Source organism: Bacillus sp. SRB3LM (assembly GCF_015712745.1).
GTDB classification, from domain to species: domain Bacteria; phylum Bacillota; class Bacilli; order Bacillales; family Bacillaceae_G; genus Bacillus_A; species Bacillus_A thuringiensis_K.
Window position 1 is genome coordinate 45,213 of the sequence record NZ_VWVQ01000076.1, and the last position, 13,873, is coordinate 59,085.

The following is a 13,873-nucleotide window of genomic DNA, read 5'->3' on the forward strand; positions in this document are numbered from 1 at the left end:
TGGATATATATGTAAAGAGGATTGAGGAGGGTTATTATGTGGAAGCACAAAAAATTCGGTAATGTATTACTTTGGGTGGGCCCTATCCTTGTATTTTTAGGATTATGTATGACAAATGTTATTTCAGATATTCCTTTCTTTGAGGGAAAACATAAAACGGTTGGTATTGTACTTATATTTATAGGTGTAATCTGTTTTGTTGCTGCTAATCATTTGAAAAAAGGAGAAAGATATGAAGAATAAATCTAAATAAAAAACAATCCTGGCATATTAACTAGGATTGCTTTTTATTAATGTTGATTATTTGTAGAATACTTTATCAACGTTATATTTCGCTTTGTATTCATTAATGATATATGTTTCGTAAATTTCTCTTTCTGTTGGATCTTCTACGATACATGCATCAATGCGGTATACTTCATCACGGTGGTTTTTAATTGGTGAAACATTATCTTCAAAATGCTTCTTAATACGTTGTCTAATTTTACGAGCTTTACCTACGAAAAGAAGTTCGTCATTAATATTGTAAAACATAAAAATGCCGCCTTTATCTCTAGGGAACAAGTGGAAATCGATAAATCCATTAATTGGAGTAATGATTGGCTCGTCTCCTTTAATAACTTGTTTACGTTCAGTAATTGAAACATCAGCTTCAGGAATATTAATTTTAATCAAGTTCATTCACGTCCTCTTTTATTATAAAGATAAATAATAGCATACATAAGTAAGAAAAGCTATGCTCAAAGGCATATTTCATTTTATAATTCAAATATTATAGGTGTATCATGTAAACTTTTCTTCCAAATCATATGATCACTGGATTCTCCCCAGTAATCTTTCAATACATAGCTAGGTTTTCCAAACTTTTTTATCCATATACTTTGCGCATTTTTATATCCACTATCTAAACAATATTCTGTTATCCCTCTGCTAAGTAATGTAAGAAACATTGTATGTAGTAATAAACTCCCTATTCCCTTTCTTTGATACTCCGGAAGTATGAATACAGTTCCTATTTCATACAAATTTTTAAGTACACCACCTGTACAACTATTAATCAATGTACTTGCTGGACCGATTTCGATTGTTCCAATGATTTTATCGTTACTTGTATCAATTGCTAATAAAAAGTAACGACTTTCTCCGTTACTATCAAAATCACTTTTCAAATACTGCTTTTTTGAGTTAATTTCATTTTCTATGTCATCCAATAATTGTGACAATCCTTCATTTTTGTATGTATTCGTAATAACTATACGGAAAAATAAATATAGTTCATCTACATCATTCAAATTCGGTCTTCTAACTGCAACGTTAGTCATAAATTCAATCTCCAATCCTCATTATGCCATTATCAATACAACACTTTATATAATCTATTCATCATTATTCTGCAAAAACCTGCATAAATCCAACAGTATAGAAAGCTCATTATAAATATTGATAAAATAATTTTTATATCCATAGTTGTATGAACAGCAGGACCAAGTACCGGAAAGTGGAAAACATCGAGAACAATCATAATACCTATAAGTAGACAAGTTGCTGAAAAGGATACAATCCAAATTCTCCTCTTTAATATTAAAAAAGATACTCCTAAGGCTAGACCTAATAAGCCTGTAGTAAAAGGAAAGACAATTAGTTCACTGGGCTCAATAATAAATAATAGAAAAATAGTAAGAACATAAGAAAGTATTCCCTCACGAATAGAATAGAAAATAGCAAAAAAAATCGGTAATGTCGAAAATGGACTAATGAGCAAACCTATACCAGGAACTAAGTTCCCAGCTGCTTGAAACATGGTGGCCAATGCACTCATCAAAGCTGTAAGTACTAACTTATTCGCAAGGGACAATTTTCTTTTATGAACAAAGCTCGTATCATGTTCTATCATCAGTTGATACCAATAACGTACAAACCAATTCATTAAAATACCCCCTAAAGATACCACATTCATTACTTTCTATATTATTCATACACTTATGGTTTATGAGTTGCTTTCTACTAGTTATAAATCACTATATAATAGATACTTATAGATTGAAGATTTTTAGGGGGACAAGTCAAGTTGTGCGTTTTGGAAGCAGAATAAACTCTTTATGTTTTTAAACTGAGAATTTATATCGTATCAAGGAATAATTTCAAAAATGGTACCTTTGTTAAAATCAGTTACTTTCATAGAACTGTAAACTCCTAAATATAATTTAGTTTGATCCGAATTTGTTCCTAAACTCATATAATAAGCTGGTTGCGTACCAAAATCATAATTGGTTTCAATAGCATGAAAGTCAGCATGTTTACCGTCTGTACCTGCTCTAGTATAGGCTAAAACACCCTTAATTGGAGACTGAGATTCTCCTTTCTTGGCAAGGTCAGTAAAAACAACGCTACCTGTTAAATTTGGAATTGCATTTCCCATATATGGCTGAACTCCTGTAAGTGAAGTTCCTCCAAACTTATCTGTTCTAGAATCTTTATGAAAATAACTAAGTAGAGGCAGAATACGCTTCACTGAAGTTTGTATTGTTTCATCATAATAAACCATTGTTCTCTCATCCAAAGCCTGATTTTCGGAACAATGTCGTATAAAAGAAGTAGGTAAATCCCCTTCCCATCCTCGCCACCCAAAATTGATAAAACCATCTTGATTGGGAGTTAACCTCATAAAATGCATTTGAACAAGTTCTGTAACTGGTATAGGTTTATATTGAACAAATGAAAAAACAGACTCTACAATATCCTGTCCGACATTTCCGGCGTATTTGATATATTGATTATAAAACCTTTGAAATGAAATGCCGGTTATATTACGTACTCCTTTTGCAACTACTGTAAGTGTTTCTTGTATAGATAAAGGAAGTTCATTAAAACGTGTAACTACAGGAGGGTTATTTATAAATGTATTTTTATTTACATCGATTTCAATTATTTTTCCTGCTATTTCCAAATCATCTTGACTTAAATTAAATGGATCATAACCTGATCCGCCATCTCCATTTGTAAAAACAAGTTTTCCAGTCTCAGGTGAAAAGTTTAAGCTATTGACTCCGTTATGATTAAAAAACGGGCGTTTTATATTAAGTAATGTTCTACGTTTTTGAGGTTGACCGTTTGATTGAAAAATCCATTCTTCAATTGTATCAATATGATCATATTGAGTATCTCTATTTACCCACTTTAAATTTAAAGTTTTAGGGTCACAAGGATTCGGTTTAAATTGTTTAGAAAGTGCACCTGGACCTTGAGTTCCAGCTACTGAATAATGAAGATAAAATAACCCATTTTGAAAAAAGTGTGGATGGAACGCAAGTCCAAGCAATCCGCGTTCATCATAACCGCTACTAGAAACACCTTCTTCAAATGTACCTAATTTAATAATTAGGTGACGAATATCTAAAAATGTCTTTATAACTCCGTCCCCTATGTAAAAAATCTCTCCTAATTGAGTTGCGATAAATAGTCTTTCGGTCGATTCACCTGGAAGTATCGTTGTTTTCAATACAGTTGGTAAATTTACGTTATGAACAATGGGTCGTAAACTAACTTTAACTTTTGTCAATTAACTGTACACCCCTTTTTACTCTTTTTTATAGAAGAATATGATTAGAGTAGTTCTGTTAGTATCAAATAAGTCGCATTCCTTTTTATTACAATTTTGTATATAATATAATTATCGATATATTAGGGGGATTAATTATGACACTCTTATTACAAATCATCGTACCACTTATATGTGCATTATACTTATTTACCCTCTATCATAACGGGAAGTATGGATCAGCTTCATTCATTTTAGCAGTCATGATAGGAATTTTCGGCTTAGAGAATTTCTTTCAATATGCTAGTCTAACAGATCATGCTATTTATCCATATTGGGGCAGTTTGAAGGCCGTTGTTATCGTTTTATCAGTCGTATTTCTATTTAAAAAAGGTGGTTTAACAGGAAAATATTGATTTTTAATGCGGTACCTATTTTCTTGTTAAATTGCTTTTATTTTATAAAAGAAGAAATATTTATGTAAAAACAAGAAGGGATGTGTTACATATGTCTATAAATATTATTTCAATAGTCTCTATCATAATATGGATTGTGTTAATTACAGAACTTATAAAACCTTCAAAAGAACAGAATGGACGAAAGATAGTAACTTTAGTAACTGCTGGTTCCGCATCAACACTTATTTTGACGGTTTCATTTATTCAAAATGTCCCATTTTGGAATTGATAGTGATATAACTAACAAAAATATGTATAAATAAAAAGATTAGGATTCATTCCTAATCTTTTTATATTTTGAGGTAGCACCATATCCCTAGCAAGCTAAGGTCTTGAAGTATCCCCTAAACAAAATTTAAAGTTTTTCTAAAGTTATTTATGTGAATTCAAATCGTTTTCAGGAACATATGTGGTTCTTTTATAATTTGAATTTCTTTTTAAACTTCTTATATTTTCTGTACGAACGTCTAACAATGTTTAACATAAAATACGGTATTTTAACAGTGAAAGGCAATTTATAAATGAAAGGAAAATAAAAAGTGAAATATGCCTTTTCTAGATCCCTCCACTTACTATCTTCTTTTGTTTTTAAGAAATCAGATACATCTACTACATATCCCCTTCCTTTTTCCATCATCACATTTTTCCCGTGAACATCACAAGGAGTTAATCCTTGTTCCCTCGCATACTCTAAAGCCTCATTGATATCAAGTATTACCTGCTTAGGAATTTTAATCCCCTTATGAATAGCATCGTATAAGGTAATTTCTTTTAAACGTTTCAATACTATGAAATTTTCTCCTTTATATATAAGCTTTGAATAAGAAGGATGATCTCCAATTCTTCGGTATACTTCTGACTCTTTTTCAATTCCTTCTCCTTCTCGCACGTAAACTTTCACTACCCAATCTTTGTATTCTCTGTGCATGAATACTGCGGCATAATTACCTGTTCCTAAACACTTCCAAAGTCTAGGAATATCTTTAACTACTACAGGCTCGAATTCATCCACACTTCTTATTCTTACCTCTTTTAATAATTCGTCCTTTATCAATCCCACAAAACTATTTATACTCATCATTCCCACTCCGGTTTTGCTAAAATGGGCCCACCCACATTTTAACGAAAATATTACACTAAGCGAATTTTAGCATAAAACGAGTCATCTTTCTTCTTAAAATAAAAAGCTGAATCGTTCTATTTGAACTGTTGAATACTTAATATTTATTCTGTTATTCATAGCCAAAAACCGTACGACATAAAAATGTTTTTAACTATTTTCATTTTTTCAAAGTCAACTGTATAGGTTTTTTCTTAGTGCAAGTTCTCTTAGTTCATTAACCATGCCAAATCTATATTACTCTATTTTATAATCTAAAACATTGTTTAGAAGTGTAGCAAGGTTTTTTTAATTGTTCAATTCTTGTTCCACTAATATCTTTGTTAGCAAAAACTTTTATTGTTTTAATAGTCTTTTGTTTAATTCCCACAATGCTGTTTTGTTGCTATCCCATTTCAAAAGCGTTACTGCTTCCTCGAAGCATAACCATTTATAATTGAAGTGTTCTTTAGATAATGATATGTTTTTTGTAGGGACTTTAACTGCAAAAGAAAATTCTTTTATTACATAAACCTCTTCGCCCCAAAGGAATCCTCCAACTACATCCTCTACTGGTAGTGAAGACACAGAATCTAATTGTATATATGGACATTCTCTTGTAATACCAGCCTCTTCAAACGCTTCCCGTTTTGCTGATTCAATAGGAATCTCACCGTCTTCTCCGCCACCAGCTATTCCTTGCCAATAACCATAATCACTTCGTTTGAAAATAGCATATTGAATGGAATCGGCAGTTTTTATATAAGGAAATATCAATACTTGATATGGTGCTCTCATTGCTTAAGCTCCTCTCGAAAATAAGTTTTAAATAAATATAAATAAAGAGCCGACATCACAATTCTACATTATTAATGCAGGTTTATAATGTCAGCCCTCTATTTTTAAAGAATTTTATTTTTCATAAACAGGCTTACTCTTAACAGAGGAAAAACTGCTTATTCCCTGTCGAATATGTTTGGCATGGTTTTTTCTAAATGTTAGCAGTACCCTATATTATTCAATTGCGCCAGCAACATCATAATCATTTAAATCTAATTCAATCGTTTGTCCGAGCGCTAGTTTAGCAAGTTCCGCTCCTAGGTATGGACCAGCTGTTAAACCCGAAGCGCCTAATCCATTCGCAACGAGAATTCCTTCAAAGTTAGGTAGTGGTCCGATAACAGGTAAGAATCCTGGTGTGAATGGTCTGAATCCAACTCTCGTTTCAAGCATTGTAGCATTTTCTAAGCCAGGTGCAACTGCTAATGCCTTATGGAATACTTCATGTAAACCACCTGCTGTTACACGATGATCGAAACCAGTATCATTCTCATGTGTTGCACCAATTACGACATGCCCATTGTCAAACGTTAAAATATATTGATCGTTCGGTGGCATAACAACTGGCATATTTTCTGTTGCTGTATTTTCGATTTGCAGATGAACAATTTGTCCTTTTTGGAATGTAACTAAGAAATTAATTCCTAATGGGTTCAAGATTTCGTTCGCCCATGCGCCTGCAGTTACAATAACCTTTTCTGCTAAAAGTGTTTCATCGTTTACTGTAACTCCAGTAATATGATTTCCTTCACGGACTAATACTGCATCGCCTTTTATAAAAGTTGCACCATGTTTTTTCGCAGCACTTATTAATGCATTGCGTAATAATCTTCCATTTACTCGTGCAGCACCACTAATATGAACAGAACTATATTCTTCTGATAATGCCGGGAATAATTTTTTTGTTTCTTCAGCTGATAAGCGAGTGATTTCACCAATCTCTGGGGCATCTTCACGTCGTTTATAAGCTCGCTCTTCCATTTGATCTAACTTTTTCTCGTCAGTATGTAAACTAATTGCACCTACACGATTATATCCTGTGTCAGTTTCACCGTCTTCTTCTAATTGCTGAATTAACGAAGAATAGTAACGTGCACCGCCTTTAACAATTTTATACCATGCTTTATTACGACGCTGTGATAGCCATGGACATACAATACCTGCTCCTGCATCAGTTGCTTGCCCTAATTGTTGGCGATCCACGATAGTAACATTCGCACCTGCCTTAGCAAGATGATAAGCAGTAGACGCTCCTAAAATTCCAGATCCAACTACAATATACGATTTCATTTCAAACACCTTTTCTCTTTTTGCTAATTATATAAATATAAGAACATTCCTTAGTATAATGGAAGGAATACTTTTTTCAATGTACTCATCACAATTAATTGTTGCAGCATTGTGACTTTCTTAGTCATTATTTTTTCTTTTTACGGAATAATTCAATTGTTTTATAGCCTTGTGAAAGGATTTCTATCATTTTCTCTAGACGTTTTTCACGTGTTTTTTCTTGTTTCACAGAAAAAAGATTACGTGCCCAATCTTTTTGGTATCCAGGCGTTAAACTTTGATAAAACTTAAGTTCATTCGGATGATTAGCTAATAATGCTTCAACATCTTTAATTCGATCTGCATAATCGGCAACACATTGACTCATAGCAGATGTTTTCGTTGTTTTTTTCTTCTCGCGTTTTAAACCTACAACAGTAAAGACTTCATCCATACTTACCATTCGTGCAAATTTAATATCGCTTTCTCCCACATAACCATCTTCTCCAACGTTTAATGCCGGAAACATCTCATCACGGTGAATAAACGTACTATAACGAGCATTACCTTTTTTCGGATATGCGAAGAACACGTAACCTTTTTCAATTAGTAATTCTTCATTACTAATAATAAAATTCGTTTGTTTCACCATTTCATCAAGCGTTTCTACAAATATAAAGATAGCATCGTGTTTTTTTGAGAATGCAGTTTCTTTACCTGTAAAAATGTCATAATTACTTGGTTCGTTAATAACGACCATATTTGTATACTTATTAAGTTTCAATTTATCAATAACTGACATATTAATCTTCCTTTACATTCAAAATTCATTGTACATACTTTTTCGTACTGTTCTAGTGTATTATATGTATTAAGAAAATCAAACTTTAAATCATATTATCCTGCTGCAAAAAAGCCAGTTTTTCATACATATGAAGAAGCTACGGAAATATTAAAAACATTAACTATACCGCAGTTTCCGAAACATATTAGACGAAAACCATTTACACCAAAAATAATAAAGATAGCCACTTCTGAATAAGTACCGGCTATCTTTATTATTCATAACTTAATAGCAAATAAAGTATATAAAAACTCTCTATATTGATCTTCTGTAATTTCACGCTTAGTTTTTTCCCCATGAATCATTTCAGTTAAACTTGTATTCGTTAATGAAATATGGCCGGAGTTCGTCAACTTAACTGCAATTGGTCCTTTATTAAAAATAGACTTCTCATCTTCTATCACTCTTCTTTGAACATCGTTTACTACTATCTCATCAATAATATGTTTATAAAAAGCATGACAAACTTTCCATTCTCCATCAGTATCTATTCTTTCTAAAACATAATTTCCTTTACTCGTATCTTTCCGTCTCACCCGGTACGAACCATTTTTTGAAGAAACAGACTCGCCAGTAAAAGGTACAGGAACTAGAGGTACTAACGAAGCTATACCTACATCAATTAAATACTGTACATTTTCATAAGTTAAAATAATTGTTATATGGCCATCCTCAAGTGCCCATGCACTTATATCATTTTTATAAACCGTACCCAATGCCAGTTGTACATCATAGCCACAGTCTTTTAAGAAATAGTAAAAAAGAGTATTTAATTCGTAGCAAAGTCCACCACGGGAACTAGTTAAAATTTTCTCCCGTAAGTTTTCCAGAGAGATTTGATTCGTATTTCGTGCTATAACATCTAAATTCTCAAATGGTATAGTGTGCGCAAACGAAAAGAGTATAGTAGGTAATTCTTCAAACTTTACTTCATTACGTTTTTTTAGATTTAATCTTGTGAAAAGCTGATCTTGTAAACTTGTCATAATTAGCACCCCTTAAAAATTTATAAGTTTAAATAATATATGCTGATTGTAAATTTTAAGGGGCACTGTAACAATGTACATTTCATTTAACTGTACCGGTACAAAAATTACGATTCACGAGTTAAATTAATAGAAGGCGTCATTACAAATATCTTTTCTGTAATTACTTCTTTTCGGGGCAAACCAAAAGCTACGAATATAAATTTAATAGTTTATCTATAGGCAAATTATTACTATCACTTAAATCAACAAAATATTGACGTTGCCACGTTTGGCTCTTTTTAGCTTGATTGCTAACGGTGGTATCCCAAACAGGATAAATTCTCATTGCCATTTTCCCTGTTTGATTTTGTGTTCTCAATATTTTTTCTTTAAGAAGAATCTCTTTAGGAAAAATAAATTGTCCTAGTTTATTATCAGCAATACAAGTGATTACTAATAAATCAGGAGCAGCTTCATAAGAGAAAGCTCTATTTCGCATATTTTCATCTTTCTCCCAAAAAGAAACAAATTGCCCAATTTTATTAGGAGTCAATTTTGATTTTCTAAAACGAATGGTTTTGTTATTTAAGTGGAATAAACATCCTGCATATTCTGCGTTTTGCTTTTCTTCTTTTAGATTCGTAATCATTAAATTGTTAGGTTTGTAAACTATATTGTTTAAATTTCGGATCGTATCATTAAAATTGTTCAAAAAAACTCCCCCTTTATTCATCTCTTAGTTTACCACAAACATCAGTTCTTCTATATCGTATATAATCATTAACTAAGTGAAATGGGGGAATTTAGCAGGATATAATTATTACTTTAATGTACTTAGTTTTTCAATTGCTTGTTGTTCAGTTGCTAAGTAAAAAATGTCATTCCCTTTATTACATTCATAAATAAAATCCTTTAAGCTTTTACTAGTATATATAGAGAAATCTCCAACAATAGCAATCTTTACCTTGTAGTTTATAAACTGTTGAAGGATATCGCCCGCAAGCCGTGTTTTTAGATCAAAGAAATCTTCACTTATTAAAGATTTATGGATAATAATATGTTTCGCATCTACCTCATATTGAACTGTTGCCATAGTATCTAATGCAGACTGAACATTCGATATTAATACCAATAACCGCAATATTGATTCCATCGATTACTACTTTCTTTATTTCCATAGTCTCACCCCTTTATAATTTACACAGTATGAGTAAAATTGTTTTACAAAACTTCGTATTAATCATAGATTAAATTAGCCTCAGCTATTAAAATGGCCTCTATTTTTTGTTGTAAATATATATTTTTTTATTACTAATACGGTCAATGAAATTAATGATAGTTCCTTTTTTTTATATTTTTGAATATATATATGGAATTACTTTTACTTGTTATAAAAATATTGTGGAGTAACATAACTTAACAAACTATCCAAAGTGTTAATCTCGGCATATGGTTGTATTTTGGTAGTATTCTTGATTTTCTGAGGGTTAAACCACACACCTTTTATATTTGCATTTTGAGGACCAGCAATATCCTTTTCTAAGTCATCTCCAACAAATAAAGTATTTTCCGGTTGTAAATTTAGCTTATTTAATGCTAGTTCGAATATACGTTTATCAGGTTTACTAAATCCCACTTCTTCAGAAATAATGATTGTTTCAAAATACCTATTTAAATTCGTGTTAAATATTTTAGCTTTTTGCCTCTGAGTTGAGCCATTTGTTATAATTCCAACTTTAAAGTGCTTCTTTATTTGATTTAAGAAATGAACAGTATTTTGGTCTATTGAAAAACATCTAGGGAAATTATTATTCCAAAAATCTTGGATGTAATTGCGTGGCAATCTATACTTCGGCGGGAATTCATCAAACAATGATTCTAAAACTATTGTTTTATCACACATGCCGTATTCCCTTTTATCGTATTCTTTGAAATTCTGTAACATGTTGCTTTTAGCCGCACCATCTACATTTTCATAACACTTTTCTAAAACAATTAAAAATAATGCCTCTACTGCTTTATCCCTATCAAGTAATGTATCATCTAAATCAAACAGCATCGCTTTATAATCCATCAAATAATTTCACAACCTTTCTCGCATGATTTAAATAATCCTTAGTTCACACCTTAAGCGTTTACTAAATTAGCAAAAAAACTCTAAAGTTTGTGACGTACACTCTATAATTTCGCTAACTTTTTTTATATTGAAATTCATTTCCGTTTCCCCTTCTAGTAAGTAGCGAAAGTATATGTTCACACAGTTTAAGAAATCACATACAGTTCCCAATATTATACATTAGTTTTTTAGAAATATAAATCGTTCAGCTTTTCATACGATAAGTTTTTTCAAGCATACAATTATTTTTTCATAAAAAGGAATATGGCTAATAATATTTTTTTGGAGAATACACATTCTTGAAAATGAAGCTAATACGTTAAACGTCCTATGAAGTTCCTATTGTATCTCCACATAAACTCCAGATAGTGCGGCTATAATGACTACCAGAGGTGATATTATGAAAAACTATCATATTCTCGTGGTAGAGGACGATCAAGAAATTCAGGAATTAATTAAACAATTTTTAATGACACAGCATTATACAGTGGTAGTCGCTTCAGATGGACTAGAGGGTATGACACAATTTAATAAGCAATCGTTTGATTTAATTCTTCTAGATGTCATGATGCCCAATCTTAATGGGTTTGAAGTTTCTAAAATGATTCGAAGTCAGTCAAACGTACCAATTATTATGCTAACTGCGTTGGAAGAAGAGGAAGATCAAATGAAAGGATTCGACCTTGGGATCGATGATTATATAACAAAGCCCTTTTCATTTCATGTTTTGATTAGACGAGTCGAAGCGGTACTTAGAAGAAGTTATGATAAAAATGTAAATAATCATTTGATATTTAAAGAAGTGCGTATTGATGTGGATGCATATAGAGTATATGTAAATGACGTTGAAATTATATTAACGACAAAAGAGTTTGAAATTCTACAACTACTATTTCAAAATGAGAGAAAAGTACTCACAAGAGAAAATATCGTTGAAAAGGTTTGGGGTTACGATTATTTTGGAGAAACACGAATAATTGATACACATATTAAAAACCTACGCAAAAAATTAGCTATCCCTTATATTAAAACAATAAAGGGTATTGGATATAAAATTGATGAATAGTATTGTGAAACTCATGAAAATGAAGCAAATTACTTATAAACTCTTTATGACTACATCTCTCATTTTATTATCCTTTGCAGTATTGATTTATTTAACTTTATACTTCTTTCTCCCTACATTTTATGAGCAATATAAAACAGATCAACTTCAAACAGGGATAAACGAAATCATTGATAAGTCTAAAAATCTTACGTTTCAAGATGCGATACCACTTTTTGATGAATACGCCAAAAAAAATAATGCGATGCTTTATCTTCAAAATAAAGAAGGAGTAATTATTTACTCTCCTTCATTTTCTTTTATTCAAAGTGGTACGCAAAAAACAGTAGTTACTAAAGCAACACGATTCGAGAATACAAGTACCCTTAGCAATTCATATAACGTTACGAAACCAATTCAATTCCAAGATGGTAGTTTAACGCTTATAGTCTTTGCTACATTTCAACCGATTGATGAAGCTTCACAAGTTTTAGTACGCTTTCTCCCCTATATTAGTATCATTGTGCTCGTTATTGGTATAGGAAGTGCTTATTTTTATTCCAGGTTTATTACAAAGCCACTTATTTATATTAATGAAGGTGCACAAAAGATGGCAAATTTAGATTTCTCCGAAAAAATTGAGGTTCGCTCTACAGATGAGTTAGGAGAATTATCTAATAGTTTGAATGACATGTCTATTAACTTGCAACAAGCTATGTTTGATTTAAAAAAAGCAAATGAACAATTAAAAAATGATATTGAAAAAGAAAGAGAAATAGAAACAAAACGAAGAGAGTTTTTTGCGATTGTAGCACATGAATTAAAGTCTCCTCTTACTGTAATGAAAGGATACTTAGAAGGAATGATATACAATATTGGCCCTTATCAAAATCGCGATCAATATTTAAAGAAAAATCATCAAATTATTGAAAGTATGGAACAATTAGTTCGTGAAATTTTAAGCGTATCGAAATTAGAACAACACACCTTCAAACTAAAAGTAGAGGAAGTTAATCCTTCAAAGTTAATAGGTACAATCACAAAAGATCTCGAATTTTTTGCTTCTCAAAAAAGCATCGAAATAATAAAAGAAATTGATTCTGACCTTTCTATTTATACCGATTGTGCTCTTTTAGAAAAAGCATGTAAAAATATTATTCACAATGCGGTTATGTATTCACCACATAATGAAAAAGTCTATATAAAGTTAATTGAGGATTCTAAACAAGGTCAAATCGAAATGAAAATTATAAATACAGGTGTCAATATTAAAGATGAAGAGATACAACAAATTTTCAAACCATTTTATCGAATTGAAAAATCAAGGAATCGAAATACTGGAGGAAATGGTTTAGGGCTATATATTGTTAAACAAATTCTTGAAACGCTAGATATAAAGTATTCAATAAAAAATATGGAACATAGTGTACAATTTTGCATGAGTATTCCATTATCTAAACATAAAAACAAACAAACTCTCCTTTAAATAGGACGAGTTTGTTTGTTTTTGTAGTAAGTATAAATTTATTAACAGGTTTTTCACGTAATGGACAAATGCTGCTTCTTAAATGGCGATTATCATAAGTAGTGACAAACCGTATTCAATTTACATATTTATCTTCTACTATAGCAGCAAAAAAACGACATTCCGCTTAGCAGCAAATTAGATTCTCTTATTTGAGATGCATTTCATCTA

Annotated in this window: 16 protein-coding genes and 1 pseudogene; 5 read left to right on the top strand and 12 right to left on the bottom strand. The window is 31.3% G+C overall.

Annotation, left to right across the window (positions count from 1 at the left end; all coding sequences use genetic code 11):
- Nucleotides 1–36 precede the first annotated feature (36 nt).
- Complete coding sequence (locus tag F3I02_RS21395) at nt 37–243, top strand: hypothetical protein (protein WP_000265461.1); 207 nt, start codon at nt 37–39, stop codon at nt 241–243.
- A 57-nt stretch (nt 244–300) separates the two neighbouring features.
- On the opposite strand, the gene F3I02_RS21400 is transcribed toward F3I02_RS21395, so the two are convergent.
- The 4 genes from F3I02_RS21400 to F3I02_RS21415 all read right to left on the bottom strand — a co-directional run bounded on the left by F3I02_RS21400 (nt 301) and on the right by F3I02_RS21415 (nt 3,559).
- Complete coding sequence (locus F3I02_RS21400) at nt 301–681, bottom strand: nucleotide excision repair endonuclease (protein WP_001048941.1); 381 nt, start codon at nt 679–681, stop codon at nt 301–303.
- Nucleotides 682–758: 77 nt separating this feature from the next.
- Entirely contained in the window at nt 759–1,322 is a 564-nt protein-coding gene (locus tag F3I02_RS21405) for a GNAT family N-acetyltransferase (RefSeq protein ID WP_000185960.1), read from the bottom strand.
- A gap of 32 nt (nt 1,323–1,354) precedes the next feature.
- Nucleotides 1,355–1,927 carry a YybS family protein gene (locus F3I02_RS21410; protein WP_196478408.1) on the bottom strand — a complete coding sequence of 191 codons (573 nt, stop codon included), beginning with the start codon at nt 1,925–1,927 and terminating at the stop codon, nt 1,355–1,357.
- A 201-nt stretch (nt 1,928–2,128) separates the two neighbouring features.
- Nucleotides 2,129–3,559, bottom strand: coding sequence for a PQQ-dependent sugar dehydrogenase (locus tag F3I02_RS21415; protein WP_089148779.1), 1,431 nt, complete (start codon nt 3,557–3,559; stop codon nt 2,129–2,131).
- Nucleotides 3,560–3,696: 137 nt separating this feature from the next.
- Here F3I02_RS21415 and F3I02_RS21420 point away from each other — a divergent pair, with 137 nt between their 5' ends.
- Nucleotides 3,697–3,954 (top strand): hypothetical protein, encoded by a 258-nt coding sequence (locus tag F3I02_RS21420; protein WP_000173572.1) that lies wholly within the window; start codon nt 3,697–3,699, stop codon nt 3,952–3,954.
- A gap of 91 nt (nt 3,955–4,045) precedes the next feature.
- Entirely contained in the window at nt 4,046–4,225 is a 180-nt protein-coding gene (locus F3I02_RS21425; RefSeq protein ID WP_000026326.1) for a hypothetical protein, read from the top strand.
- Between the two features lie 189 nt (nt 4,226–4,414).
- Here F3I02_RS21425 and F3I02_RS21430 read toward each other — a convergent pair whose 3' ends face one another.
- From F3I02_RS21430 to F3I02_RS21465, 8 genes and pseudogenes are all read right to left on the bottom strand, one after another.
- Complete coding sequence (locus F3I02_RS21430; protein ID WP_000026516.1) at nt 4,415–5,074, bottom strand: protein kinase family protein; 660 nt, start codon at nt 5,072–5,074, stop codon at nt 4,415–4,417.
- Nucleotides 5,075–5,452: 378 nt separating this feature from the next.
- Nucleotides 5,453–5,893, bottom strand: coding sequence for an NUDIX hydrolase (locus tag F3I02_RS21435; RefSeq protein ID WP_001202585.1), 441 nt, complete (start codon nt 5,891–5,893; stop codon nt 5,453–5,455).
- Between the two features lie 216 nt (nt 5,894–6,109).
- Entirely contained in the window at nt 6,110–7,225 is a 1,116-nt protein-coding gene (locus tag F3I02_RS21440) for an NAD(P)/FAD-dependent oxidoreductase (RefSeq protein ID WP_000844392.1), read from the bottom strand.
- Nucleotides 7,226–7,352: 127 nt separating this feature from the next.
- The gene (locus F3I02_RS21445) at nt 7,353–8,006 is read right to left on the bottom strand and encodes a YdeI/OmpD-associated family protein (protein WP_000110857.1); all 654 of its coding nucleotides are present in this window, start codon (nt 8,004–8,006) and stop codon (nt 7,353–7,355) included.
- 260 nt (nt 8,007–8,266) lie between these two features.
- Complete coding sequence (locus F3I02_RS21450; protein WP_000202753.1) at nt 8,267–9,034, bottom strand: arylamine N-acetyltransferase family protein; 768 nt, start codon at nt 9,032–9,034, stop codon at nt 8,267–8,269.
- A gap of 190 nt (nt 9,035–9,224) precedes the next feature.
- Nucleotides 9,225–9,728: a MepB family protein gene (locus tag F3I02_RS21455; protein ID WP_001058782.1), complete on the bottom strand. Its 504-nt coding sequence runs from the start codon at nt 9,726–9,728 to the stop codon at nt 9,225–9,227.
- Between the two features lie 108 nt (nt 9,729–9,836).
- A pseudogene (locus F3I02_RS21460) lies at nt 9,837–10,194 on the bottom strand (DUF4180 domain-containing protein).
- A 203-nt stretch (nt 10,195–10,397) separates the two neighbouring features.
- The gene (locus tag F3I02_RS21465; RefSeq protein ID WP_196478487.1) at nt 10,398–11,090 is read right to left on the bottom strand and encodes an HAD family hydrolase; all 693 of its coding nucleotides are present in this window, start codon (nt 11,088–11,090) and stop codon (nt 10,398–10,400) included.
- 442 nt (nt 11,091–11,532) lie between these two features.
- On the opposite strand from F3I02_RS21465, the gene F3I02_RS21470 reads away from it, so the two are divergent.
- Both F3I02_RS21470 and F3I02_RS21475 read left to right on the top strand, forming a co-directional pair.
- Nucleotides 11,533–12,198 (top strand): response regulator transcription factor, encoded by a 666-nt coding sequence (locus F3I02_RS21470; RefSeq protein WP_000800727.1) that lies wholly within the window; start codon nt 11,533–11,535, stop codon nt 12,196–12,198.
- Nucleotides 12,191–13,663 carry a sensor histidine kinase gene (locus F3I02_RS21475; RefSeq protein WP_001084902.1) on the top strand — a complete coding sequence of 491 codons (1,473 nt, stop codon included), beginning with the start codon at nt 12,191–12,193 and terminating at the stop codon, nt 13,661–13,663. Before F3I02_RS21470 ends, F3I02_RS21475 begins: the two co-directional genes overlap by 8 nt.
- Nucleotides 13,664–13,873 lie beyond the last annotated feature (210 nt).

What these genes read in the sequence shown, in the direction of transcription:
- F3I02_RS21395 (WP_000265461.1), top strand. Translation starts at nt 37, where the DNA reads ATGTGGAAGCACAAAAAATTCGGTAATGTATTACTTTGGGTGGGCCCT.
- F3I02_RS21400 (WP_001048941.1), bottom strand. Translation starts at nt 681, where the DNA reads ATGAACTTGATTAAAATTAATATTCCTGAAGCTGATGTTTCAATTACT.
- F3I02_RS21405 (WP_000185960.1), bottom strand. Translation starts at nt 1,322, where the DNA reads ATGACTAACGTTGCAGTTAGAAGACCGAATTTGAATGATGTAGATGAA.
- F3I02_RS21410 (WP_196478408.1), bottom strand. Translation starts at nt 1,927, where the DNA reads ATGAATTGGTTTGTACGTTATTGGTATCAACTGATGATAGAACATGAT.
- F3I02_RS21420 (WP_000173572.1), top strand. Translation starts at nt 3,697, where the DNA reads ATGACACTCTTATTACAAATCATCGTACCACTTATATGTGCATTATAC.
- F3I02_RS21425 (WP_000026326.1), top strand. Translation starts at nt 4,046, where the DNA reads ATGTCTATAAATATTATTTCAATAGTCTCTATCATAATATGGATTGTG.
- F3I02_RS21430 (WP_000026516.1), bottom strand. Translation starts at nt 5,074, where the DNA reads ATGAGTATAAATAGTTTTGTGGGATTGATAAAGGACGAATTATTAAAA.
- F3I02_RS21435 (WP_001202585.1), bottom strand. Translation starts at nt 5,893, where the DNA reads ATGAGAGCACCATATCAAGTATTGATATTTCCTTATATAAAAACTGCC.
- F3I02_RS21440 (WP_000844392.1), bottom strand. Translation starts at nt 7,225, where the DNA reads ATGAAATCGTATATTGTAGTTGGATCTGGAATTTTAGGAGCGTCTACT.
- F3I02_RS21445 (WP_000110857.1), bottom strand. Translation starts at nt 8,006, where the DNA reads ATGTCAGTTATTGATAAATTGAAACTTAATAAGTATACAAATATGGTC.
- F3I02_RS21450 (WP_000202753.1), bottom strand. Translation starts at nt 9,034, where the DNA reads ATGACAAGTTTACAAGATCAGCTTTTCACAAGATTAAATCTAAAAAAA.
- F3I02_RS21465 (WP_196478487.1), bottom strand. Translation starts at nt 11,090, where the DNA reads ATGGATTATAAAGCGATGCTGTTTGATTTAGATGATACATTACTTGAT.
- F3I02_RS21470 (WP_000800727.1), top strand. Translation starts at nt 11,533, where the DNA reads ATGAAAAACTATCATATTCTCGTGGTAGAGGACGATCAAGAAATTCAG.
- F3I02_RS21475 (WP_001084902.1), top strand. Translation starts at nt 12,191, where the DNA reads ATGAATAGTATTGTGAAACTCATGAAAATGAAGCAAATTACTTATAAA.